Here is a 23,802-nt window from a genome sequence, read left to right as displayed (position 1 = left end):
CATGTCGGAACCGTCCATTCTCATGACCGACGTGTCCAAGACATTCTTTCAGGGCGCGGAAAACGGCGACAACAGCAGTCAAAACGGCATCGAGGTGCTCAAGGGCATCGATCTGACCGTGCAGCGCGGCGAATTCGTGGCGCTTCAGGGCACGTCCGGGTCGGGCAAGTCCACGCTGCTGCACATCATCGGCCTGCTCGACCGGCCCACGGCGGGAACGTACCGGCTTCTCGGCAGGGAAGCCGAGGCTCTGGACGACGATGCCCAGTCCGACCTGCGCAACCGTTCCCTCGGCTTCATCTTCCAGAGCTTCTACCTGATCCCCTATGCCACGGCGCTGGACAACGTGATCCTGCCCGGACTGTATTCGGGCACGCCGCAGGCGGAACTGCGCGAACGCGGCAGGGAACTGCTCGAACAGGTGGGACTGGCCGACCGCATGGACTTCAAGCCCTCCAGACTTTCCGGCGGCCAGCAGCAGCGCGTGGCCATGGCCCGGGCCATGCTCAACAGGCCGGACATCATTCTGGCGGACGAACCCACGGGCCAGCTCGATTCCCACACCAGTTCCGAGGTCATCAAGCTGTTTCACACCATCCATGAAAGCGGCCGCACCATCGTGCTGGTCACCCACGACGAGGACGTGGCGCGCGAGGCCGGACGCATCATCCGGCTGCACGACGGCCGCATCGTGGAAGACGCTCCGGCCTCCTGAGCCGGAAAGGCGGAACCGTGGTCGGCATACGGCTCTATGCGCGAATTCAGAACATGGCCCTTGGCGCGGTCTGGGCCTTCAAGCTCCGTTCGTTCTTCGTGGTGCTCGGGGTGGCCTTCGGCATTGCCAGCCTGACCCTGATCGTGACCGCCGTGGACGGAGCCAACCGCAAGGCCGTGCAGATCGTGGACATGTTCGGCCACGACGCGGCCTTCGTGCTGGGCGGCAATTTCAAGAAGCGGGCCGTGGGCCAGCGCACCCTGACCCTGAGCCGGGACGATGCCTCGCGCATTGCCCAGTCCCTGCCCGGCGCGTATCTGGTGGTGCCCATGCGCGCCAAATCCGGCCAGACCGTGAAATTCGGCAACCGCAGCCTTCAGGAAGTCCTCATTGTCGGGGCCACGGAAGACTATGGCGTGGCCTGGAACTGGCCGCTGGTCGAAGGACGGGACATCTCGCGCGAGGACGAGCGCAAGGGCGCGCGCGTCTGTCTGCTCGGAGACAAGCCCGCACGGGAGCTATTCGCGGACGAGCCGAGCCTCGGCAAGGTGGTGTTCATCAACAACATCCCGTTTCAGGTCGTGGGTCGGCTGAAATTCCGAGGCTTTTCCGGAGGCCGGTCGGACATGGACAACCGCATCGTGATCCCCCTGAGCACCCTGACCTCGCGCTTCAACATGGACCGCAAGTACTTCCGCGCCCTGCGCGTCAAGTTCCACGCCCCGGAATACATGGCCGCGCACACCGAAAACCTGCGCTCCCTGCTGCGCCACCTGCACCAGCTTGCCCCGGAACAGGACGACGACTTCACCATTCTCACGGCGGACGAGGTGCTCAAGTTTCTGGCCATGTTCAAGGGCGGACTGACCATATTTCTGGGCGTGACCGCCACCATTGCCATGCTTGTGGGCGGATTCGTGCTCGCCAACCTGTTTTCCATCAGCGTGAGCGAGCGGGCCGAGGAAATCGGGCTGAAAAAGGCGCTGGGCGCACGCAAGTCCGCCATCATGATCCAGTTCCTTGTCGAAGCGTCGGTCCTGACCCTGATCGGCGGAATCGCGGGACTGTTTCTCGGCCTTGGGCTGGGTCAGTTCCTGTCCCGGCTGGACATCCTGACCATCCAGTTCTCGTGGAAGGCGTTCGGCATGGCTTTGGCCAGCGCACTGGCCGTGGGCCTGATCTTCGGGCTGAAACCCGCACGTCAGGCCGCGAATCTGGACCCGATTCAGGCCATGCGCGGCGAGGGCTGACAGGCCGGAATTCGCTACGTTGCCTTTTGTTGTTCTGCTGTCGCCTGCGACGTTGCTTTCCCACGGTCCGATGAAGCGCTTTCCGATTCCGGGCCGCATCGGGCTGGAATTTGCCCGCAGCCCGCACCCGTGGCATACTCGCCCGGACCTGTCCCTGACGCATGCCGGGGCGTCATGACATCAAATCTCCCCAACATGAGGTAAGACATGAACATCGGCCAGTACACATTCGAGGAATTCAAGGAAAAGGCGCGCGACTTCCACGGTTATCCCGCCCCGGGCCTGCTCATCGGCGCGTACATGGTGGAGATGGCCAAGGCAAGAATCCCCGAGGGCACCCTGTTCGAGGCCATGGTGGAGACCGGCAAGTGTCTGCCCGACGCAGTACAGCTCCTGACCCTGTGCAGCACGGGCAACAACTGGATGAAGGTCAAGCTGCTGGGCCGCTATGCCCTGTCCCTGTACGACAAATACACGGGCGAGGGATGGCGCGTGTACGTGGATCACGAAAAGCTCAAGGCATGGCCCGAAATCATGGAATGGTTCATGAAGCTCAAGCCCAAGGCCGAACAGGACACGGAGCTGCTCTTCAGCCAGATCGAAAAGGCGGGCGACGCCATCTGCTCCATCGAGCCGGTCAGGATGCATCCGAAATATCTGGGCCATGGTCCCATGACCGGCATCGACGTGTGCCCGGTATGCGGCGAGCCGTACCCGGCCAGTGACGGAGCCATCTGTCGCGGCTGCCAGGGCGAGGCTCCCTATGTGGTACTGGAAAACGTGTCCTGCGAGGAGGACGCGCCCGAACTGCGCACGGTTCCCGTGGACAAGGCCGTGGGCGAAAAGGCGGTGCACGACATGACCGGCATCACCCCGGGCGAATCCAAGGGGCCGGAGTTCAAGGCCGGGGACGTGTTCACTGCTGGCGACGTATGCCGCCTCCAGCGCATCGGCAAATTCAACGTGTACGTGGACTCGGACCTGCCCAAGGACGAATGGGTGCACGAAAACGAGGCGGTCAAGGCGTTTGCCGAACGCATTGCCGGACCGGGCGTGACCTGGTCCCCGGACCCGGACGAGGGCAAGATCAATTTTCATGCGGAACGAAACGGCATGCTCGCCATCGACCGCGACGCCCTGGAACGGTTCAATCTGGCCCCGGACGTGATGCTTGCAACCCGGCACTACGGCAGCGTGATTCCCGAGGGCAAGGCCATGGCCGGATGCCGCGCCATTCCCCTGTACATGTCCCGGCAGTCCTTCAGCCGCGCCCTGACCGCACTCGGCGACGGACCGCTGCTGGAGATCAAGCCCATGCGCGCGGCAAAGGTGGGCATTCTGGTCACCGGAACCGAGGTGTTTCAGGGCCTGATCGAGGACAAGTTCATCCCCATCATTTCCTCCAAGGTCATCAAGCTCGGCTGCGAGGTCGCGGCAACCGACATCGTGCCGGACGACCGGACCATGATCACGGGCAGCGTGAACAGGCTGCTGGATGCCGGGGTCGATCTCGTGGTGACCACGGCAGGCATGTCCGTGGACCCGGACGACGTGACCCGGGCCGGGCTGCTGGATGCGGGGCTGGAAAACGTGCTGTACGGCATGCCCGTGCTGCCCGGCACCATGTCTCTGGTGGGCCGCATCCGCAACGCACAGGTCGTGGGCGTGCCAGCCTGCGCCCTGTTCTACAAGACCACGAGTTTCGACCTCATCCTGCCCAGACTGCTGGCCGGAGAGGAACTCGGCCGCAAGGATCTGGCCAGCTTTGCCGAGGGCGGCTTCTGCATGAACTGCAAAACCTGCTCATTCCCCAAGTGCCCGTTCGGCAAATAGAAAAAAGTTGCAGAAACTCCTTGTGGGAATTATTACTATTTGGCAAAAGAAACGAAACACAGCCAAACAAGGAGCATTGAAATGAGCAAGACTCTTGAAAATCTGAAGGAAGCCTTTGCCGGAGAATCCCAGGCCAACCGCAAATACCTCGCCTTTGCCCAGAAGGCGGACACCGAGGGCCTGCCTCAGGTCGCCAAGCTGTTCCGCGCGGCTGCCGAGGCCGAGACCATTCACGCCCATGCACACCTGCGGCTCATGAAGGGCATCGGCTCCACCGAGGACAACCTCAAGGCCGCCATCGAGGGCGAAACCTTCGAATTCAAGTCCATGTACCCGGACATGATGGAAGACGCCAAGGCCGAAGGCGAAAATGCGGTGCTCCGCTATTTCGGGTTCGCCAACGAGGCGGAAAAGGTGCATGCCGAACTGTATTCCGCAGCTCTGGAAAAGATGGATCAGTTCGAGGAGACCGAATACTGGGTCTGCGGCGTGTGCGGCCACACCCACGCCGGTCCCCGTCCCGAAGGCAAGTGTCCCATCTGCGGTGCCGCGCCCAAGGCATATTTCGAAGTGAAATAACCTGCGGGACACACGCATTGTTCCCCCCGGGGGCTGCTCAGGCGAGCAGCCCCCTTTTTCGTGCCGCAGCCCGTTCCGACCGGCTGTCGGCATGGGGCGAGGGCTTGCCTTTTCCGCCATGGTGGGCCATAGAATAATGAATAAAATAGCGGAGTCGGCCTATGGAAATACAGTGCGACGAATCTCATGACAGCGCGGTCATGGCCATCCTCAAGACAACCGAGGAAGTCAATCAGCTCAAGGATGTCGACACCATCCTCGACAAGATCCTCCATGAATCGAGGCGGTTGGCAAACGCCGATGCCGGATCGATATTTCTGGTCGAGGACGGAGCCCTGACCTTCAGCTACGTGCAGAACGACACGCTGTGCAAGGGAAGCGGAGCCAATGCCGCCCTGTACCAGAACTTCAAGGTGCCCATAAGCGAATGTTCCATCGTGGGATATGCGGCCCTGACCAAGCAGACCGTGGTCATTGACGACGCCTACGAGCTGGAGGCCACCCTCCCCTATTCGTTCAACAAGTCCTTTGACGAGAAATCCGGCTACCGTACCACCAGCATGCTGACCATTCCCATGGTCTCGCAGGGCAGCCGACTCGTGGGCGTGATGCAGCTCATCAATGCCCGGAACGAGCAGGGCAAGGCCATTCCCTTTGATCTCGAAGCCCAGATCCACATCTCCCTTTTCGGCAACAATGCGAGCGTGGCCATTGAACGCGGCATCATGAACCGGGAGCTGATCCTGCGCATGATGCAGATGGCCGAACTGCGCGACCCGTCCGAAACCGGGGCACACGTTCAGCGCGTGGGCGCATACTGTGCGGAAATCTACGGCACGTGGGCCCAGCGACGCGGACACACGGCCAAGCAGATCAAGCGCGAACGCGACAATCTGCGGCTGGCCGCCATGCTGCACGACGTGGGCAAGGTCGGCATTTCCGACAGCATCCTGAAAAAGCCCGGACGCCTGAACGACGAGGAATACGACACCATGAAATGGCATACGGTCTACGGGGCGCGGCTCTTCCGCAACCAGACCTCGGACCTGGACCGCATGAGCATGGAAATAGCCCTGAATCATCACGAAAAATGGGCCGGAGGCGGATATCCCGGTGCCATCAGGGACATCTGGGCATCCGATGCAGCCCTCGGGCAGTCCCTCAAGGGCGAAAGCATCCCCCTTGCCGCGCGCATATGCGCCGTGGCCGACGTGTTCGATGCACTGACCTCGCCCCGCTCGTACAAGGACCCGTTCCCGGACGAAAAGACCCTCGGCATTCTGGAAAAGGATGCAGGCACGCACTTCGACCCGGAACTTGTCGAGATTTTCATGGAAATATTCGACGTGATCAAGGCCATACGCGCCAAATACAAGGAATCAGGACACTGATCGGAGCTTGCATGGAAGGCACCCCCCAACTGTATGATTTCGTGAATCCCGCCAACCCCGGCTGCGTGCTGGAGGAAGTGCATGTTCTGGCCCGGGCGTTTCATCCGTCCCTGCCTCTGGATGTGTTCGACAACGCGTTCCGGGACGTGGAGCGACTTTTTCACGGCGAATACCCGGGATACCGGGCCAGCAACACCAAATACCATGATTTCGAACATACCTGCTCCGTGGTTCTGGCCGGAAGCAGGCTGCTCCACGGAGCACAGGTCGACGGCGAAGTTCTTTCCGGGAGCGAGGTGCTGACCGGTCTGCTCGCCCTGCTCTTTCACGACGTGGGCCTGATCCAGACCGAGGACGACACCTCGGGCACCGGCGCGAAATACACCGTGGGGCATGAGGAGCGCAGCATCCTGTTCATGCGGACCTGCCTGCGCGACCATGCGGACCGGGATTTTCTGGAGGACGTGGCCAAATGCATCCGGTGCACCATTCTCATGGTGTCGCCGAAGTCCTTCGACTTCCGCACGCCGGGCCTGCGCCTCGCGGGCTGGATTACCGGCACCGCGGACCTCGTGGCCCAGATCGCGGACAGGCTGTATCTGGAAAAGCTGCTGCTGCTGTTCGAGGAATTTCAGGAAGCCGGACTGCCCGGGTACAAGTCGCCCGTGGACCTGCTGCTCAAGACCCGGTCGTTCTACGAGGACGTGGCCCTCAAGAGGATGGTCATGGAACTGGGCGATGCCCGGCGCTACATGCTGCCGCACTTTCGCAAACGATGGCATCTGGACCGCGACCTCTACGCCCATGCCATCAAGCGCAATCTGGATTATCTGCAAAGCATTCTGGATGGTTGCCCGGAAGATCTGGAATGCTTCGTGCGCAATCTGCGCCGCGGCAGCGCCTGCACCATGCGGGAAAACGACAGGGACTGAAATAATACTGGCACGGCGGTTTCCGCAGGACGTAAGGTCGGACCATGCTCGACTCTTCGCTTGCGTACGAATCCATCTTCGTGGCCAGACAGCCCATCTTCCGGACGGACCTGACCGTATGGGGGCATGAGCTGCTCTTCCGCTCGTCCGATCAGGAAAGCGCCATCATCACGGACGCGGCTCAGGCCACGTCTTCGGTCATTGCGGACGGATTCAGCCTCGCATCGGAAGGACTCCCCCGCACAACGCGAATCCTCATAAACTTTCCGGAAAAACTGCTCCTCAGCGACATTGCCTTTGCCCTGCCGCCGGACGTGTGCATGATCGAGGTGCTCGAGAATGTCCCTCCGACTCCGGCCGTGCTCAAGGCCCTGACTCGACTCAAGGACGCCGGATACGGCATTGCCCTCGACGACTTTGTCGGGCAGCCGGAGCTGCTTCCGTTTCTGGAATATGCGGACATCGTCAAGATCGACATTCTGGGCATGGAAGGCGACCTCTCGAAGACAGACGCCGTACTGGACATGCTCCCGGATCGCGGCCCGCTGCTGCTGGCGGAAAAGGTGGAGGACAGCAACCTGCTCGCCCCGCTCGGGGAGCTCGGTTTTTCCCTGTTTCAGGGATTCTTCTTCAGCCGCCCGGTCATCATCCCCGGCAAGAAGCTGTCTTCCAACGAAATGACCAGACTGCAACTGCTGGAGGAACTCGGCAGGTCCGACTTCCACCTGCGGCGACTGACGGAAATACTCAAGGCCGATCCCAATCTCAGCTATCGGCTGTTCCGGTACATCAATTCCGTGAGCCTCGGCCTGCGGTACAAGGTGACGTCACTGGATCGAGCCGTGGCATTTCTCGGGGAACGGCAGATACGGCAGTGGCTGCACACCGCGATTCTGGCCGACCTCAACCCGGCGCCCAAGGCCGGGGAACTGGCCTCCATGTCGGTTCAACGAGCCAAATTTCTGGAATCCCTGTGCAACACGGACGCGCTCAAATCCTGTCAGCCGGACGCCATGTTCACCATCGGCCTGTTCTCCCTGCTCGATGCCATGCTCGACGTGAAAATGGACGACATTCTCACGACACTGCCGCTGGACGACGAAATCGCCGATGCCCTGACCGGAAGAAATCCGCTGCACTCCCTGCTGGGGCTGGCAAGCAGCTATGAAAAGGGGCTGTGGCGGGATACGGCCGAGGCCTTGCGGCTTCTGAATCTGGACATGCGTCAGGGCGATCTGCTCTATGCCCGCGCCCGCCACTGGGCGCAAAAGGCCCTTGGGGCCGGACTGGGCGAATAACGTTCCCCTTGCCCGAAACGAAAAAGGCCGCCGGAACTGCTTCCGGCGGCCTGTTGAACATCGCAGGTCTAGTCGTCGTAAACGAAATCGATGTGAATGGTCTTGTCGTAGCGCTTTTCCAGATCGCACAGCATGGTGCGCTTGTGGTTGAGCAGATAGATGGCGACTTCCTCGTCGCAGTCGTACTTCAGGGTATCCGGGCAGCTCTTGCGGCGGAGCTGGCGATGAATGTCCTTGAGCGCGCTCAGGGCCTGCCATTCCATGTTGCGGCGAATGCCCGTGCCCTTGCAGTAGGGACAGGCCTCGGTGCTGATGGCAATGGCCGAGGAGCCGAGACGCTGACGCACCAGCTCCATGAGACCGAAGCTGGAAATGCGGCTCACGTCGGTACGCGCCCGATCATTCTTGAGCGCGGCGCGCATGGTCTTCTCCACTTCGCGGCAGTGCTTGGGGTCCTTCATCTCGATGAAGTCGATGACCACCTGACCGCCGATGTCGCGCAGTCGAAGCTGGCGGGCGATCTCCTCTGCCGCCTCCAGATTGGTCTTGAGCGCCATCTTCTGGAAGTTGCGCTCGCCACCGATCTTGCCGGAGTTGATGTCCACGGCGGTCAGGGCCTCGGTCTGATCGAACACGAGCCTGCCGCCCGAGGGCATGAGTGCCTCGCGGGAATAGATTTCCTGCACCTGACGCACCAGATTGAACCGTTCCAGCAGAGTGGTTTCCGGGTCGTCGTGCAGCTTGACCAGACCGGATTTGCGCGGGAATGCCAGAGCCGCATAGTCCCGGACGGTTTCGCAGGTCTCGGCGTCGTCCACCCACACCTCGGTAACGTCGGTGGTCAGGTAGTCGCGCACGGCGCGGGGCGCCAGCGAAAGCTCCTTGTAGACCAGGGACGGCGCCTTGGCCTCCTGCGCCTTGGCCCGCACTTCCTTCCACAACCTGTTCAGGAACTTGAAGTCGTGCTCCAGAGCGGCCTTGGGCTGGCCCACGGCCGCAGTGCGCGCGATCAGGCCCACGCCTTCGGCCGGGGTGAGGCTGCGAAGCACCTTCTTGAGGCGAACGCGTTCCTTTTCATCCTCGATCTTGCGGGAAACGCCCATCTGGTCGCGACCGATGGTGTAGACAAAGCTGCGACCGGGCAGGGACAGATAGGACGTGAGAAACGCGCCCTTCTTGCCCGTGGGCTCCTTGACCACCTGAACCAGAATTTCCTGTCCGGGCTTGAGAATCTTCTGAATCAGGGGATACCGCTGACCCTTGTTCAGCTTGTACCCACCCTGATAGTATTCGGGATGGACCTCGTCGATCTGGAGAAATCCGTTTCGCTCGGCCCCGTAATTGATGAACGCGGCCTGAAGCCCGTTGTCGATGTTGTGGATGTACCCCTTGTAGATGTTCCCCTTGGTCTTTTCCTGGTGGACCATCTCCACATAGTACTCGTTGACCTTGCCTTCCTCAGCGAGGACAACCTCCACCTGTTCTTCCGGCAGCACCGAAATGAACATTTTCTGTCGTTTGTTCTTGGGCGACATATGCACCTCTTTCCATAAGAAAAATGTTTGAAATCATGGCGTTGCTCCCTAGGGCTCGTATTCGTGGGCCATGCCGTGATAGAAAGTGCCGGCCTTGCCGCGCCTTTCAATGGCATGCCCCTCATCGATAAGGGTTTTCAGAACCGCACGAACGGCATCGGGATCGGCTTCCAATGCTTCGGAAAGCTGCTCCAAGGTCTGGGGTCTGCGGTCGAGCGACGCGACCACGAGTTCGGCCAGCCTGTCGGGATCGATCTCGGCCTTGGCATATTCGTGTTTCGGTTCGGCCTTTTCGTCGGCCTGCAACGCCTCGCGCCAACGGCTGAGTACAGCCTCGCCCACGGGACCGATGCTCTTGACCGTGCCGGGCCGGTTCAGAGTCACCACGTCCACCCTGTCGGGCTTCAGGCGCTTGCAAAAATCCTTGATCCTTCCGAGGTTTTCGTCAGAGTCGTTGACTCCCTCGGCAAGGAGGACTTCCAGAAAGATTTTCCCCGTGAACGTTTTTCGAAACTCGAGCAGGGCGTTGGCCACCGCGTCCGGCAGGATGCCTTCCACAGGCCTGTTCATGGCGAGGAATTCCTCGTTCACCAATGAATCCAGGCTGGGAAGCACCACATCGGCCTCGGCAAGCTCGCGCCGTACCTGCTCATCCACGAGCAGGGTGGAATTGGTCAGGACCGCCACCGGCACATCGGGAAACAGTTCCCTCGAGCCCTGGATCACGTAAAGCATTTCCGTGTTCAGGCACGGTTCTCCCATGCCGCCCAGGGTGATGAAATCCGGCGGTTCGAATCCCTCGTTCTTCCATTGCGAGAGTTCCTCGAGGATGTCTTCGGCCGAGACGTAGGGCGCGCGCTCGCACGTGAGCATGCGTGTCCTGCCGACTTCACAGTACACGCAGTCCATGCTGCAGATGCGGTCGCCCAAAAGGTCGAGACCGAGAGAGCGGCCAAGCCGCCCGCTCATGACCGGGCCGAAAACATATTTGTACGCCATTGCGAATCCGTTCTTCCGGGAAACCCGGCTCCCGTACCGGATGGAAACATCCATCGGCTCGGGAATAAAAAATTTTCAGTAGGGTTCTTACCCCCTGACGCGCGAAAGTCAAGACGCGTCATGGTCATGGAGTACAGGCCGGGCGGCATGGACGCAAGGATTATTCACCTTGTTCGGGTATAATGTGTTGCGTATCGAATGCCGCCATCAGGCCGGGAAGCCGCCTTTTCCTTGACTTCCGGCACGCTCCGCCGTACCTGAGGGCAGAATTTCACACCCCAGGGAGGCCGGATCAATGATCGAACCCGGACAGCTTGTTCTGCTCATCAGTCAGAAGGGCAAAAGATACCTTAGAAAATTCGAGCCGGAAGGCGAAGTGCACACCCATGACGGCATGCTGCTCATGGAAGACGTGCGCAAGGCCGGGTTCGGCCAGTACGTGCGGACCCATCTGGGCAGGCCGTATCTGGTGCTCAAACCCACGCTCCACGACCTGATCAAGGGCGTGAAGCGCCAGACCCAGATCATGTATCCCAAGGAAATCGGCTACCTGATGCTCAAGCTGGGCATCGGTCCCGGCTCCCGGGTCATCGAGTCCGGCACGGGCTCGGGCGGCCTGACCACAGCGCTGGCCTGGTTCGTGGGCGAGACCGGCAAGGTCTACACCTACGAGCGCCGCGAGGAATTCTACAAGCTCGCGGGCAAGAACCTTGAACGTGTCGGGCTGGCCCAACGCGTGGAACAGGTCAACCAGAACATCGAGGAAGGGTTCGTGCACACCGGCGCGGACGCGCTTTTCCTTGATGTGCGCACCCCGTGGGAATACCTGCACAACATTCCCGGCGCAGTCATTCCCGGCGCCATGTGCGGCTTTCTGCTGCCCACCACCAATCAGGTGAGCGACCTGCTGCGGGGGCTGGAAGACGGCCCGTTCGCAGACATGGAAGTCATGGAAATCCTGGTCCGCCGCTGGAAGCCCGTTGCGGACAGGCTCCGCCCCGACGACCGCATGGTCGCCCACACCGGCTTTCTGGTCTTTGCCCGGTACATGGAAGAGCCGAAAGAGGACGAAACTCCGGCCCAGCCTTCGGAAGAAGATCTGGCCAGGGAAATCGACGAAGCCGCGTCCGAGGACGTGGGCAGCGCGGACAACGGCTAGCAGGCCGAACCAGTCCGTTTCATCGGATATTCAAGGGGCGCGACTCAGGTCGCGCCCCTTTTTTCATGCAGTGCATGCATCGGCTATTTCGCCAGATAGGCCCTGATCCGCTCTGCCGCGTTCCGTTCGAGATTCCGATACCAGAACGCATAGTCGTACTTGTGGTATACGCCGGGAGGGAAATGCCCGATATCCAGCCTCTCCGGCGGATTCGTGACCAGAGCGCCGGTCTCGGGATCAATCCGGGCACCGGCATATCCCGGAATCTCCCGCTCGATCTCGCTGGTCTTTTCATTGAAGAACACCGCCCCCAGATTCAGGGACTTGTCCGCAGGCGCGTCCGTGGTGGTCCAGTTCAACGGGTTCACGCAGGCTGCGCCCGGTCGCAGGACCGGAGAGCCTGTCGCACCCGGCGCCTGCGTATTGAAGGTAATGATCACGCCCGTGTCATCCGCACGCCGGGCAATCTTCAGCCAGGGATATCGCTTCAGATCGTCCCGAGTCACGGAGTAGCCGATCAGGTACGCGGCCACGAGCCGCTCTTGCAATGCGGGTTCGAAAAAACGCCTGCGAAGCAGATCGAGCAGAACCACGGAGCCCTGACTGTCTCCGGCCAGAATGAACGGGCGGTCCGGATTCAGGCGCGCCAGATAATAGTCGAACGCCCGGTGCACGTCGTCCGCGCCGATACGCAGATACTGGTCGTGGAACATGTCCTTTTCCGGGTCCAGCACGGTAAAGGACACCTGCCGGTAGAACGGGGCGAACAGATTGGCGGAACCGGAAAACACCCCGGCCTGTGCCACGAGCAGATGTTCGGCCCGGGCGCGCAGGTCCTTGCGTCGAATGTCCATGTTCTTGGGCGATGCCTCCGGATAGATGGTCGGATAGACGTAGAACACGTCCACGGGCTTGTCAGGGGTCGCCTCCCTGGCAGCCCAGCTGAAATCGTCGGCATAGTCCGGACAGGGCGGAACCCCGGCATTGTCCGGCGTGGTTCCGGCCAGTGCGGGCAATGCCGCAACCGCCAGCAGAAAAAACAGGAGACACGAATGCAGTCCGAATCGTTTCATGATGATCCTCTCAAACCCGAATGATGGGGATACGGAAACATGGAAATCCATGCGGAAAACACATTTTGCACCATGGCCCCGGATAGCACATGCACGATGGAATGATCAAACGCCCAGCGCAAAAGAGCCGCATCGACATTTGCAGGGCAAGTCGTGTACAAGCCTGCTTGAGGAGGACCGCATGAATCAGGAAAGGCCCTCGCTGGCGGGCAGGTATGTGCTGCTCGTGGCCAGCATGGCGCTCTGGGGCGGAACATGGATCGCCGGACGCGTGCTCGGGGAATCCCTGCACCCCATGTCGTCCGCGTTTCTCCGTTTTCTGTCCGCATCCATCTTTCTCGCCCTGATGACCCGCCGCGCCGAAGGCAGGCTGCCGCGTCTCGCCCTGCGGGACCTGCCACATGCCCTGTTTCTCGGGTTGACCGGGGTTTTCGCCTACAGTCACTTCTTCTTCACGGGCCTGAAATTCGTTCCGGCAGGCAGGGCCGCGCTCATCGTGGCCTGCATTCCGGTCTGCATTGCCGTCTGTTCCGCCTTCCTGTTCCGGGAACGCTTTGGCCCGTTACGCGTGGTCGGCACCCTGCTGTCCCTGTGCGGCGTGGCCGTGGTCATTGCGGACGGCAATCCTCTGGCGCTGCTTCAGGGCGGCATGAGCCGGGGCGATCTGCTCATCCTCGGATGCGTGGCCAGCTGGACCGCCTATTCCCTTGGCGGCAAGGCGGCCATGAAACGCATCTCGCCGCTGTCCGCCGTGACATGGTCCTGCATTCTCGGCACGCTCATGCTGCTGGGGCCGGCCGTGCATGTCGGTCTGGGCGCGGACATCCAGCACGCCCGGCCTGTGGATTGGGCATGCGTGTTCTTTCTCGGCGTGCTTGCCACGGGCCTGGCCTATTTCTGGTACTACGAGGCCATCCGCGTGATCGGTGCGGCCCGATCCGGCATATTCATCAATCTGGTCCCGGTGTTCGCCATCGTGTTCGGCTTTCTGCTGCTGGGCGAACCCGTGCATCTGTCCCTGATTCTCGGCGGAGGCATGGTCATAGCCGGAGTCTGGCTGACCAATCGCTGATTCGCATTCTTTTCATTTACCTTCCCTGCATGGAAATACCTATCGGGAAAAATGCAGCTTAAATTGACACGTTTTTCCAATTCGTATACCCATCGCATATTGCAATCCTGAAACAGTATTTCCCATGCAGGGGTGGAAAATGAAACGCGAATTCCGTTTTTGGATTTGTCTGGCCTTGACCGCACTGATTCTTTCCGCTTTCGGCTGTTCCAATGAAACGCCCAAGTCGGAAGGACCGAAAGCCGCAACCATCACCGTAACCGACGCTCTGGGCCGGGCCGTGCAGGTTCCGGAAAAGGCCGCACGCGTGATCTGCTCCGGACCGGGATGCCTGCGCTACCTGACCTACCTGCAGGCTCAGGACCGGGCCGTTGCCGTGGACAACATCGAACTGCGCAAGACACGCATCGATGCCCGCCCCTATGCCATGGCCAATCCCGAATTCGACAGGCTGCCCATGTTCGGGGAGTTCCGGGGACACGACAACCCCGAGCTCATCGCGGCTCTGGAACCGCAGCCGCAGGTGATCTTCAAGACCTACGCCAAGATGGGCCATGATCCCGTGGAACTGCAGACCAAGACCGGAATTCCCGTCGTGGTTCTGGATTACGGCGACCTCGGCCACCGCCGGGCAGCCATGGACGCCTCCCTGCGCCTCATGGGCAAGGTGCTTGGCGTCGATGACCGCGCCGAGGCCGTGATCGGATTTTTCGACAGGACCGTGGCTGATCTGGAAAAGCGCGCCGCAAGCGTGGCGGAACAGGATCGCCCGACCTGCTATGTGGGCGGCATCGCGTTCAAGGGCCCGCACGGCTTCCAGTCCACGGAACCGGGCTATCCGCCCTTCCTGTTCCTGAACGCGCGCAATGTCGCGGCCCCTGCCCCGGGGCAGGCCCTGACCGAACATGCGGACGTGGCCAAGGAAAAACTGCTCGAATGGAACCCGGAGACCGTGTTCGTGGACCTGTCCACCATCCGTGCCGGAGCCACGGCCAATTCCCTGCATGAACTGGCCACGGACCCGGCCTACCAGCACCTTGCCGCGCGCAAGACCGGACGCATCTACGGCGTGCTTCCCTACAACTGGTACACCTCCAATCACGGTAGCACCCTTGCGGACGCGTACTTCATCGGCACCGTGCTCTACCCCGAGGCGTTCAAGGGGGTTGATCCGGTGACCAAGGCCGACTATATCTACCGTTTTCTGGTGGGCAAGCCCGTATTCGAGGGCATGAACAAGGCGTTCGGCAGCCTCGCGTTCCAGCGTCTGGATCCGGACAAGGTCCGCATCGGGGACAAGGCCGAAATTCTGGCAAGGTAGCGAGGAGCCTTCATGCATCTTGCCGACGGCACCGTACCCGAGGAATACCGCCGCTACGTGGGACGAAAAACCCTTTTCATCGCGGGCGGGCTGGCCCTGCTCGCCGTGTCGCTGCTGGCCGCGGTATCGCTCGGGGCCGTGAACATCCCCCTTGCCGACGTGTGGCGCTCCCTGTCCGGCATATCCCCTTCCGCTCGATGGAATGCCATCGTCTGGAACATCCGATTGCCCCAGGCCCTGGCCGCCATCGTGGCCGGTGCCGGACTGGCCGCGGCTGGTGCGGTCATGCAGTCCGTGCTGCGCAATCCGCTCGGCTCGCCCTTCACGCTCGGCATCTCCCATGCCGCGGCATTCGGCGCAGCCCTGTCCGTCATGGTGCTGGACACCGGGGCCATGCACTCCACGGGCGCGGACGCCATCGTGATTTCCAATCCGTACGCCACCACGGTCATTGCCTTTGCCATGAGCCTGATTGCCACGGCCGTGATCATCGGCATCTCCCGCATGCGCGGGGCAACGCCCGAAGTCATGGTCCTGACCGGCGTGGCGCTGGGGTCCCTGTTCACTGCCGGAACCATGTTCCTGCAATATTTCGCGGATGACGTGCAGCTCGCGGCCATCGTGTTCTGGAGCTTCGGGGACACGGCCCGGGCCAGTTGGACCGAGCTGGGCATCATTACGATTGCCTCGGCCGCATGCATCGGCTTCTTTGCGCTGAACCGCTGGAACTACAATGCCATTGACGCGGGCGACGAAACCGCCAAGGGGCTGGGTGTTCGCGTGGAGCGCGTCCGGCTGCTGGCCATGCTGGCCGCGTCACTGGCCACGTCCGTGATCGTGGCCTTTCTCGGGGTGATCGGCTTCGTGGGGCTGGTCTGTCCGCACATGGTGCGCCGACTCATCGGCGACGACCACCGCTTCCTGCTGCCCGCGTCCGTGGTGTGCGGCGGGCTGCTTCTGCTGCTGTCCGACACCGTGGCCCGACTCATGCTCGCCCCGCACGTGCTGCCGGTTTCCGTGCTCACGTCGTTTCTGGGCGCGCCCGCATTTCTGTACCTGATCATCAGGGGGTATGGCAGATGATCCTGAACGTGAATTCCCTCAGGTTCGAATACGGCAGTTCGGAGATTCTCCGGGACGTGACCTTTGGCGTGGCTCCCGGGGAAATACTGGTCATCCTCGGTCCGAACGGCGTGGGCAAGACCACGCTGCTCAAATGCCTGAACGCCATTCACAGGCCCGGCGGCGGGTCGGTCGCGGTACAGGGCGAGGACCTTTCGCGCATGGCCCCGCTGGAAATCGCGCGACGCCTCGGTTACGTGGCCCAGCGCCCCGAGACCGGACGCATCACCGCGTTCGACGCCATTCTCATGGGCCGCAGACCGCACATCCGCTGGCGGGTTTCCAGACATGATCTGGAAATCGTGGACGCAGCCGTGAACCGGCTCGGGCTCAAAGAGCTGGCCCTGCGCCACATCGACGAGATGAGCGGCGGAGAACTGCAAAAGGTCTGCATTGCCCGCGCTCTGGTTCAGGAACCGCACGTCCTGCTTCTGGATGAGCCGACCAGCAGTCTGGACCTGTTCAACCAGATGGAGATTCTCGCGTTCGTGCGCGAGGCCGTGGACAGCCACGACATGGCCGCAGTCATGACCATGCACGATCTGAATCAGGCCCTCAGATTCGGAGACAAATTCCTCTTTCTCAAGGACGGCACGATTTTCGCGGCCACGGATCGGGCGTCCGTGACCCCGGAGATCATCGAGGAAGTTTACGGCCTGCCCGTGCACATCGAATTCCTGCACGGCGCGCCCGTGGTGGTGCCCCTGTGCCAGGAGCCGCCCGCAAAATCCCATCCCCACACGCATGCGCACGGACTGCGCAGGCCCCAATAGGAGAACTCCATGAACTGCACCATCCCCGCTTCGGACATTGACCGCTGCATCGCGTTTCACGGCCATTCCTGTCCGGGGCTTGCCATCGGCATCCGGGCCTCGGAATTCTGTCTCCAGCGCATCGGGCACAATGACCGGATCGATGTCATGGCCGTGTGCGAAACCGACATGTGCGGCGTGGACGCGATCCAGTTCCTGACCGGCTGCACGTTCGGCAAGGGCAACCTGATCCACCGCGACTACGGCAAGACCGCATTTTCCTTCTACAACCGCGACACGGGACAGGGCTGGCGCATCGTGCTCAAATCCGATTCCATGGGCCCGGCCTATCCGGAAAGCCGCAACCTCATGAAACGCAGTGTGGACGGCGAAAGCACGCCCGAACAGGACGTGCGGCTGGACGAATTGCGCACCCTGATGCAGAAGCACGTTCTGTCCATTCCCCTTGAGGACCTGTTTCACGTGGACAGGCCGCGCGACCTGCAACCCCGGCCCGCCAAAATTCTCGACACCCTGACCTGCGCAGCCTGCGGCGAGCCGGTCATGGAATCCCGCATCCGCCTGTTCGACGGTCGCACCCTCTGCATCCCCTGTTTCGAACAGGTTGAACAGAAAATCTGAGGCCGAACCGAATACCGAACCTTCCCCGGCTTCCTCCTCCGCCGGGGAAAACGGAAAAAAGCCGGACAACGTGTGTTGTCCGGCCTTTTTCGATGGCTGCAAAATCAATCTGCTCTCAAAACAATTCAATTGCCGTCGAGTCGACTTCTGCTTGCCTCTGAATGGCCTTGTCACGCGTTGCCGACCATGATGCCGCCGCCCGGGCGTTCCGGGGCCTGAAGGGCCATGTCGATGACCGTGGTGTTGGAGTTGTCGAAGAAATAGGTGGGACTGTCGATGTTCATGACCGTGTATTCGGACCCGTCCACGAAGTTGGTCACGGAATTGTTCTGGTCGATGTAGTTGTAATCCAGATCCTGATTCACGGTGTGGGAATTGTCCGCCTCCAGCACGCGGGTTTCCCCGAAATCGAGCTCGGTGATGCGATTTTCCACCAGATGGGAATCATTGTCGTTGACATGCGTGGTCCGGGAATTGTCCTGTGTCACGAAGGTGTAGTTCAGGTCCTGATCCACGTTCCGGGACTGATCCGTCTCGTACACGCGCGTGTCGTTGAAATGATAGTCCGTTTCGCTGTTCTCCACCAGATTCGTGTCATTGTCGTCCACATACGTGGTACGCGAGTTGTCCACCTGCGGATACGCATAATTCGCTTCCTGCTCCACGTGGCTGGACTGGTCGATCTCGGAAACATGGGTGTCGTTGAAGTGGTAGGCGGTGTCCCTGTTTTCCACCAGATTCGTGTCCGCGTCATTCACGTAGGAGGTTCGGGAATTGTCCTGCTGCGAAAAGGAAAACGCGGTGTTCTGTTCCACGGTGCTCGAGTTGTCGGACTCGTTCACCCGGGTTTCATTGAAATGCACATTGGATTCGCGGTCCTCGGCAAACACGTTCCGCGTATTCTCCTCCTGCACCCGGGTGGAGTTGTCCTCCTGCCGAAACACGTTCGAGGAATGGAACTCCTGAGTCTGCGAATGGTCTTCCACGGATGTGCGGGCATTGTCGTTGACCACATGCAGGTCGGTCCGGTCCACGAAACTGGTCACGGAATTGTCCGGCTCGTTGCGCACGGTATTGTTTTCCCGCACCTCGGTTTCGCGGTTGTCCTGATTGCGGACCTCCACGTTCTCGTTGCGGTTGTCGACCTGCCGATTCTCGTTGATCACGATTTCATGATCATTGTACTGGGCATTGTCCACCTGCCGATTTTCCTGCGTCACGTTCTCGGTCCGGTTCTCGGTGCTCTGATTCGTGACCTGCTCGACATGCCTGTCCGTGCTCAAATCCTGATTGACAACCTGATTCTCGGTCAGATTCTGCTCGCTGGAATAGTTTTCGGAACGATTGATCACCGACTCCATGGCCATGTCGAACACGTTGTCCACGGATTCGCTGTAATCGTTCTTCCTCTCCTGCGTGATTTCCTGTCCCTGATCGATGTTCATCTCGTAGCTGGTGCGCATGTCCAGCGGCGCAGCGCCCGGCCCGAGTCCTGATCCACACCACCCCCGGCCTTCACGGGCAACGGCTCCTCGTACCCGTCCGCCGTGGGAATCCAGAACGGCGGCACCCTGGTCGGCTGAAAGCCCATGGACACGGTGGAATGATGGAACACGTCGCTCGGCCAGTTCTGGTTGTGGCCGAACCACGAGCCGTGCCAGTTGGTCATGTTGTGGGGAAACACGAACCCGCCGGGCGTGGACGGCACGAATCCGGTGAGCGTAGGCAGGAAGAATCCGAGCTTGGGCGTCATGGGCACGGAGCCGGCCGGAGAAATGGGCTGCACCCCGAGCTTGGGCGCAATACGCACCTCGCCCACGGAATCCGGAACGCGTCCGCCGCGCGATTCCGCAGGTCCGCCGCCTCCCGGAGAGACGGGAACCGCGCCCGTGGCCTGAATCGCGTTGCCGCCCACATTGGGCGAGAGCTGCACATTGCCGCCGCCCTGAATGGCCATGCCGCCACCCGTGGACTGTCCCACGGAACCGCTGCTCCCGGTCTGGCCGGAACTGCCGCCACCGCCGCCCTGCACCGAGCCTGCGCCCGTGTTGTCGCGGGGCGCATCCCCGCCCCCACCGCCACCGATGTGCGCGGCGCTGGTCCCGCCAGCTGCGGAGCCGCCACCGCCTCCGCCCTGAGTGAAGCCACCGCCACCGCCGCCACCGACTCCGGCAAACGCGCTGGAAGAGGATGTACCGCTGGGTGCGGCATAGGGAATGGTTGCGGGAGTCGCGTCAATGGGGACATGGGCCGGGGAAGTATCAATGGGAACATGCGCGGCCGCGCCAATGGAGACCTGCCCCGGAGGCCCGGCCGTGAACGACCCGGCTGGACCAGCCGTCACCTGACCTGCTGGGCCGGCCACGATGAAATCGGTAACGCCCTGCATTGACATGCACTGTCTCCCCTGTTTCCAAGCCGCTCTGCCCAGTACAGGCATTGTGGCATATACATACTATATGCCCGGTTTTCCCGCGGTCAAGAAGTATAACGGTTCCAGACATCTATCATTCGGCAACCGAATGATTTGCGAAAAATACCCATCAGGCAAAAAAGCGTCCTCCCGAAACCGGAAGGACGCTCATCTTCTTTCAATGGCTACCGGACTGCCCGCCAAAGAAAACGGCTGGCTGGGCCAAAATGAAGAGCGGCAAGGCACAAAAAAAAGGCAAGCCCAACGCGTATTTCCCATACGCGAGGGTTTGCCTTTTTTTGCAGCAACGAAGCGATCTGGCCTTTCTCGGCAGCCTGATCAGTCCACGTTGTGGGCGGCCAGAAACATGGATTTCGAAAAGGAGTCGAAGAACTGCTGATACGGTTCCGGCTCCTCAAGGGCCTGCAGGAGCAAACAAGTGTATTCATTCACCGATGAATATCAGCGATCAGCTTCTGTCAAGCGTCTTTTTCTGCCCGTTTCCCCTCCTGCCCGGCCCGTTTTCCGTCCTGCGGAGAATCCGGGAATAGAATACGGGAAAACCGGCAACCCAAGGAGGATTTCATGGGTGGAGAAGTGGCAGCCATTGCAACACTGGTGGGGACGGTCGCGTCCATGAACAGCGGCGGGCGCGGCTCGTCGCAGGCGGACGCGGCAGCCCGGGAACGGGCCGAGCGCGAAGCCGCACTGGAGCGCAAGGAAGCGGACGAACGCCGACGCAAACGGGACAAGGTACGCGAAGGCAGGGAGGCGGAACGCCACAGAAAGGAAAAGGCAAGGCGACGCGACTCCCTGCTGGCCACGGGCGCGCAGGGACTGGGCGAACCCGCCAAAGTCAGGCAGCCGGGCCTGAAGAACAGACTGGGGGAATGACATGGACAGACGAGAACAGGCCGAAACCCTTGTCTCCCGTTTTCAGGGACTTTCCCGGACCCGGGAGCCGTGGCAACCTGTCTGGCGAGAACTGGCGGAGTACGTTCTGCCACGAAAGAACAGCTTCACGGGCAATCCGGGCCGATCCCCGGCAGGCAATGACGCGGAATGCGTGTTCGATTCCACGCCCACGCACGCCCTTGAGCTGCTGGCCTCGGCGCTGGGCGGTCTGCTGACCAATCCGGCCCTGCCCTGGTTCGACATCCGCGTCCGGGACAAGGCCAGAGGCGACGCGGCCGAGGTGCGCGAGTTTCTGCAACAGGCCCGGGAACGCATGATCGCGCTCTTCAACAACGAGGCCACGGGCTTCCAGAGCAACGTGCACGAACTCTATCTGGACGTGGCCCTGCTCGGCACCTCGGTCATGTTCGTGGAGGCGGACGCGCAGGCCGTGGTCCGGTTCTCCACGCGCCCGCTTGGCGAGGTGGCAGTATCCGAATCCGCGCGCGGCGTGGTGGATACCGTGTTCCGCCGCTACAAGGTCACGCTCAGGCAGGCGGTGCAGGAATGGGGCGGGGCGTGCTCCGGGGAGGTGCGTGAAAAGGCTGCGGACAAACCCGAGGAGACCGTGGAAATCCTGCACGCGGTCTGCCCCCGTGCAGATCGCGATCCTCTCGGCATCGGGGTGCGCAACTTCCCGTGGGCCTCGATCTATGTGGAGACCGAAACCCTGCACGTGATCGAGGAATCCGGGTTTCTGGAAATGCCGTACATGGTGCCGCGCTGGGCCAAGGCAGCAGGCGAGGCCTACGGACGTGGACCGGGCATGACCGCGCTCTCGGACATCCGCGTGCTCAACGCCATGAGCAGAACCGCGCTCATGGCAGCGGAAAAGATGAGCGACCCGCCCCTGATGGTGCCGGATGACGGTTTTCTCGGTCCGGTCCGTTCGGGGCCGGGCGGCCTGTCCTATTACCGGGCCGGATCGCAGGACCGCATCGAACCGCTGCCCGTGAGCGTGGACCTGCGCGCGGCCGAAGACATGATGGCCCAACGCAGGGAATCCATCCTGCGCATCTTCCTTGCCGATCAGCTCAAGGCGGACGGGCCTGCCGTGTCCGCCACCGAAGCCGTGATCCGGCAGTCCGAAAAGATGCGCGTGCTCGGTCCGGTTCTGGGCAGGCTCCAGACCGAATTCCTCAGCCCGCTCATCCGCAGGGTGTTCCGCATCATGCTCCGCAGCGGCTGGTTCCCGCCCTTTCCGGACGGACTGGCCCCGGACGATCTGGAGGTGCGCTACACCTCGCCGGTGGCCATGGCGCAAAAGCAGTACGAGGCCCGGGGGCTGGCCCAGACCATGGAATATCTGGCCCCGCTCGTGGGCTCGGGCGACCCGTTCGGCATCATGGACAACTTCGACACGGACCGGGTGGCCCGGCATGCCGCCGAACTCTTCGGCACGCCCGCCGACTATCTCAAGCCCGAGCCGGACGTGGCCCAGAACCGACAGGACAAGACGATTCAGGCAAAAGGCGCATCCGCGACCGAGGCAACAGCACGCATTGCGGAAATCGCCCGCACCCTGTCCGAAGCAAGCATGGCCGAACCCAATGCCCTGACCGAACTGGTAGGACTGGCAAAGGGACTGCTCGGAGCCGTTGTCCCGGGACAACCGGACACGGAAACCGATCCTGTGCCGGGAATCCCGGAACCGATCGCATTTCCGCAACCTCGGACCGAAGGCGGACAGGAGGACGACCATGCGTGATCCTCTGGAACTGCACCGGGCATACCAGCGCACATTCGCAACCCCGGACGGACGGGCCGTGCTGCATGATCTGGAAGAGCGGGGATACTTTCTGCGCTCCACCTACTCCCCGGAGCCCGGACGCATCGAATTTGGCGAAGGCAGGCGATCCATGGTTCTGCACATCCGACACATGACCGACGAATCCAACTTCATCAACATCAAGGAGAACGACCAATGAAAACCCGGAACGGACAGGACTGGCGCACCACGCTTCCCGAGGAATGGACCGTGACCGTGACCGACCCGGAAAAGGGCGAAATCGAGATTCCGCTGCGCGAACATCCGGCGCTGGCCAAATATGCAACCAAGGACGAGGCCGTGAAGGCCTTGGTCCATGCCCAGCGCATGCTCGGACGCAGGCCCGAAGGATATCTTCCCCTGCCCGAAGACCACGCACCGGAGCGCATGGCCGAAATCTACGCGGCATTGGGACGGCCGGATTCCCCGGACGGCTACGCCATGCCCGACATGGACCTGCCCGAGGATTTCAAGATGGATGCGGACTTCCTGAACGAATTCCGGGCGCACGCTCATGAGCTGGGCCTGACTGCGGATCAGGTGGCCGGGCTGTACACGTGGTTTCTGCCCGTGGCTGTCCGGGCCATGGAATCAAAGCGGCAGGCAACCGAAACCGCGCGCGGCCGGGAACTGGATGCGCTGCGCAGCGTGCATCGGGGCGCGACCCGGGACGTGCTCACGCGCGCCCTGCAATGCGTGCGCGCCCTTGGCGGCGACGAACTGCTCGACGCACTGGACGCAACAGGTGCAGGTGATCGGGCCGCAGTCATTTCCGCCTTTGCGCGCATGGCTCCCCTGCTGCTGGAAAACGGCCTGCGCGGCGAAGGCATGGATCAGGGCCCGGACCTGACCCGGGAAAAGCTGGTGGAAATGATGCGGGACCCGCGCTACAGCGATCCCCTGAAACGCGATTCAGCCTACGTGCAAAAAATCCGCAACGGCTTCAAACAGCTCTACCCCGGCGACTACGTACCCGGCACACGGGTGTAGAGAG

Annotated in this window: 22 protein-coding genes; 17 read left to right on the top strand and 5 right to left on the bottom strand. The window is 61.6% G+C overall.

The window, feature by feature from the left end; translation table 11 throughout:
* Position 1 precedes the first annotated feature (1 nt).
* The 7 genes from MPN23_RS14165 (at position 2) to MPN23_RS14135 (ending at position 7,998) form a co-directional block, all read left to right on the top strand.
* Positions 2 to 715 carry an ABC transporter ATP-binding protein gene (locus MPN23_RS14165; protein ID WP_243544852.1) on the top strand — a complete coding sequence of 238 codons (714 nt, stop codon included), beginning with the start codon at positions 2 to 4 and terminating at the stop codon, positions 713 to 715.
* Between the two features lie 17 nt (positions 716 to 732).
* Positions 733 to 1,965, top strand: a complete 1,233-nt coding sequence (locus MPN23_RS14160; RefSeq protein ID WP_243544851.1) for an ABC transporter permease — start codon at positions 733 to 735, stop codon at positions 1,963 to 1,965.
* Positions 1,966 to 2,172: 207 nt separating this feature from the next.
* Positions 2,173 to 3,798, top strand: a complete 1,626-nt coding sequence (locus tag MPN23_RS14155; protein ID WP_243544850.1) for an FmdE family protein — start codon at positions 2,173 to 2,175, stop codon at positions 3,796 to 3,798.
* A gap of 81 nt (positions 3,799 to 3,879) precedes the next feature.
* Positions 3,880 to 4,377, top strand: coding sequence for a rubrerythrin family protein (locus MPN23_RS14150; RefSeq protein ID WP_243544849.1), 498 nt, complete (start codon positions 3,880 to 3,882; stop codon positions 4,375 to 4,377).
* A gap of 161 nt (positions 4,378 to 4,538) precedes the next feature.
* Entirely contained in the window at positions 4,539 to 5,768 is a 1,230-nt protein-coding gene (locus MPN23_RS14145) for an HD domain-containing phosphohydrolase (RefSeq protein ID WP_243544848.1), read from the top strand.
* A gap of 11 nt (positions 5,769 to 5,779) precedes the next feature.
* A complete protein-coding gene (locus tag MPN23_RS14140) occupies positions 5,780 to 6,700 on the top strand; it encodes a hypothetical protein (protein ID WP_243544847.1) in 921 nt (306 codons plus the stop codon).
* Positions 6,701 to 6,744: 44 nt separating this feature from the next.
* Positions 6,745 to 7,998, top strand: coding sequence for an EAL and HDOD domain-containing protein (locus tag MPN23_RS14135; RefSeq protein WP_243544846.1), 1,254 nt, complete (start codon positions 6,745 to 6,747; stop codon positions 7,996 to 7,998).
* 68 nt (positions 7,999 to 8,066) lie between these two features.
* On the opposite strand, the gene MPN23_RS14130 is transcribed toward MPN23_RS14135, so the two are convergent.
* A complete protein-coding gene (locus MPN23_RS14130) occupies positions 8,067 to 9,533 on the bottom strand; it encodes an Rne/Rng family ribonuclease (RefSeq protein ID WP_243544845.1) in 1,467 nt (488 codons plus the stop codon).
* Between the two features lie 48 nt (positions 9,534 to 9,581).
* The gene (locus MPN23_RS14125; RefSeq protein ID WP_243544844.1) at positions 9,582 to 10,532 is read right to left on the bottom strand and encodes a radical SAM protein; all 951 of its coding nucleotides are present in this window, start codon (positions 10,530 to 10,532) and stop codon (positions 9,582 to 9,584) included.
* A gap of 295 nt (positions 10,533 to 10,827) precedes the next feature.
* Here MPN23_RS14125 and MPN23_RS14120 point away from each other — a divergent pair, with 295 nt between their 5' ends.
* The gene (locus MPN23_RS14120) at positions 10,828 to 11,691 is read left to right on the top strand and encodes a tRNA (adenine-N1)-methyltransferase (protein WP_243544843.1); all 864 of its coding nucleotides are present in this window, start codon (positions 10,828 to 10,830) and stop codon (positions 11,689 to 11,691) included.
* An 83-nt stretch (positions 11,692 to 11,774) separates the two neighbouring features.
* Here the strand turns inward: MPN23_RS14120 and MPN23_RS14115 are convergent, their stop codons facing one another.
* Positions 11,775 to 12,764, bottom strand: a complete 990-nt coding sequence (locus MPN23_RS14115; protein WP_243544842.1) for a DUF3089 domain-containing protein — start codon at positions 12,762 to 12,764, stop codon at positions 11,775 to 11,777.
* 181 nt (positions 12,765 to 12,945) lie between these two features.
* Between MPN23_RS14115 and MPN23_RS14110 the strand changes: the two genes are divergently transcribed.
* From MPN23_RS14110 to MPN23_RS14090, 5 genes are all read left to right on the top strand, one after another.
* On the top strand, positions 12,946 to 13,836 hold the full coding sequence (locus MPN23_RS14110) for a DMT family transporter (RefSeq protein ID WP_243544841.1): 891 nt from the start codon (positions 12,946 to 12,948) through the stop codon (positions 13,834 to 13,836).
* Positions 13,837 to 13,975: 139 nt separating this feature from the next.
* Positions 13,976 to 15,157, top strand: a complete 1,182-nt coding sequence (locus MPN23_RS14105) for an iron ABC transporter substrate-binding protein (protein ID WP_243544840.1) — start codon at positions 13,976 to 13,978, stop codon at positions 15,155 to 15,157.
* Between the two features lie 12 nt (positions 15,158 to 15,169).
* Positions 15,170 to 16,240: a FecCD family ABC transporter permease gene (locus MPN23_RS14100; RefSeq protein ID WP_243544838.1), complete on the top strand. Its 1,071-nt coding sequence runs from the start codon at positions 15,170 to 15,172 to the stop codon at positions 16,238 to 16,240.
* Entirely contained in the window at positions 16,237 to 17,052 is an 816-nt protein-coding gene (locus MPN23_RS14095) for an ABC transporter ATP-binding protein (protein ID WP_243544837.1), read from the top strand. Before MPN23_RS14100 ends, MPN23_RS14095 begins: the two co-directional genes overlap by 4 nt.
* 9 nt (positions 17,053 to 17,061) lie before the next feature.
* Positions 17,062 to 17,673: an FmdE family protein gene (locus tag MPN23_RS14090; RefSeq protein ID WP_243544836.1), complete on the top strand. Its 612-nt coding sequence runs from the start codon at positions 17,062 to 17,064 to the stop codon at positions 17,671 to 17,673.
* Positions 17,674 to 17,843: 170 nt separating this feature from the next.
* Here MPN23_RS14090 and MPN23_RS14085 read toward each other — a convergent pair whose 3' ends face one another.
* Positions 17,844 to 19,136 carry a hypothetical protein gene (locus tag MPN23_RS14085; protein WP_243544835.1) on the bottom strand — a complete coding sequence of 431 codons (1,293 nt, stop codon included), beginning with the start codon at positions 19,134 to 19,136 and terminating at the stop codon, positions 17,844 to 17,846.
* Entirely contained in the window at positions 19,115 to 20,068 is a 954-nt protein-coding gene (locus MPN23_RS14080) for a hypothetical protein (RefSeq protein WP_243544834.1), read from the bottom strand. The genes MPN23_RS14085 and MPN23_RS14080 overlap by 22 nt, the downstream gene beginning before the upstream one ends.
* Positions 20,069 to 20,671: 603 nt before the next feature.
* Here MPN23_RS14080 and MPN23_RS14075 point away from each other — a divergent pair.
* Genes MPN23_RS14075 through MPN23_RS14060 form a run of 4 tightly spaced genes read left to right on the top strand, consistent with a single transcriptional unit; the run spans position 20,672 to position 23,798 of the window.
* A complete protein-coding gene (locus MPN23_RS14075; protein WP_243544833.1) occupies positions 20,672 to 20,980 on the top strand; it encodes a hypothetical protein in 309 nt (102 codons plus the stop codon).
* Position 20,981: 1 nt separating this feature from the next.
* Positions 20,982 to 22,748 carry a portal protein gene (locus MPN23_RS14070; protein ID WP_243544832.1) on the top strand — a complete coding sequence of 589 codons (1,767 nt, stop codon included), beginning with the start codon at positions 20,982 to 20,984 and terminating at the stop codon, positions 22,746 to 22,748.
* Positions 22,741 to 22,968, top strand: coding sequence for a Bbp19 family protein (locus MPN23_RS14065; RefSeq protein ID WP_243544831.1), 228 nt, complete (start codon positions 22,741 to 22,743; stop codon positions 22,966 to 22,968). Before MPN23_RS14070 ends, MPN23_RS14065 begins: the two co-directional genes overlap by 8 nt.
* Positions 22,965 to 23,798, top strand: a complete 834-nt coding sequence (locus MPN23_RS14060) for a hypothetical protein (protein ID WP_243544830.1) — start codon at positions 22,965 to 22,967, stop codon at positions 23,796 to 23,798. Before MPN23_RS14065 ends, MPN23_RS14060 begins: the two co-directional genes overlap by 4 nt.
* Positions 23,799 to 23,802 lie beyond the last annotated feature (4 nt).

The organism is Pseudodesulfovibrio tunisiensis, assembly GCF_022809775.1.
In the GTDB taxonomy this organism is placed as follows: domain Bacteria; phylum Desulfobacterota; class Desulfovibrionia; order Desulfovibrionales; family Desulfovibrionaceae; genus Pseudodesulfovibrio; species Pseudodesulfovibrio tunisiensis.
This window is presented reverse-complemented; position numbering and strand designations above follow the sequence as displayed.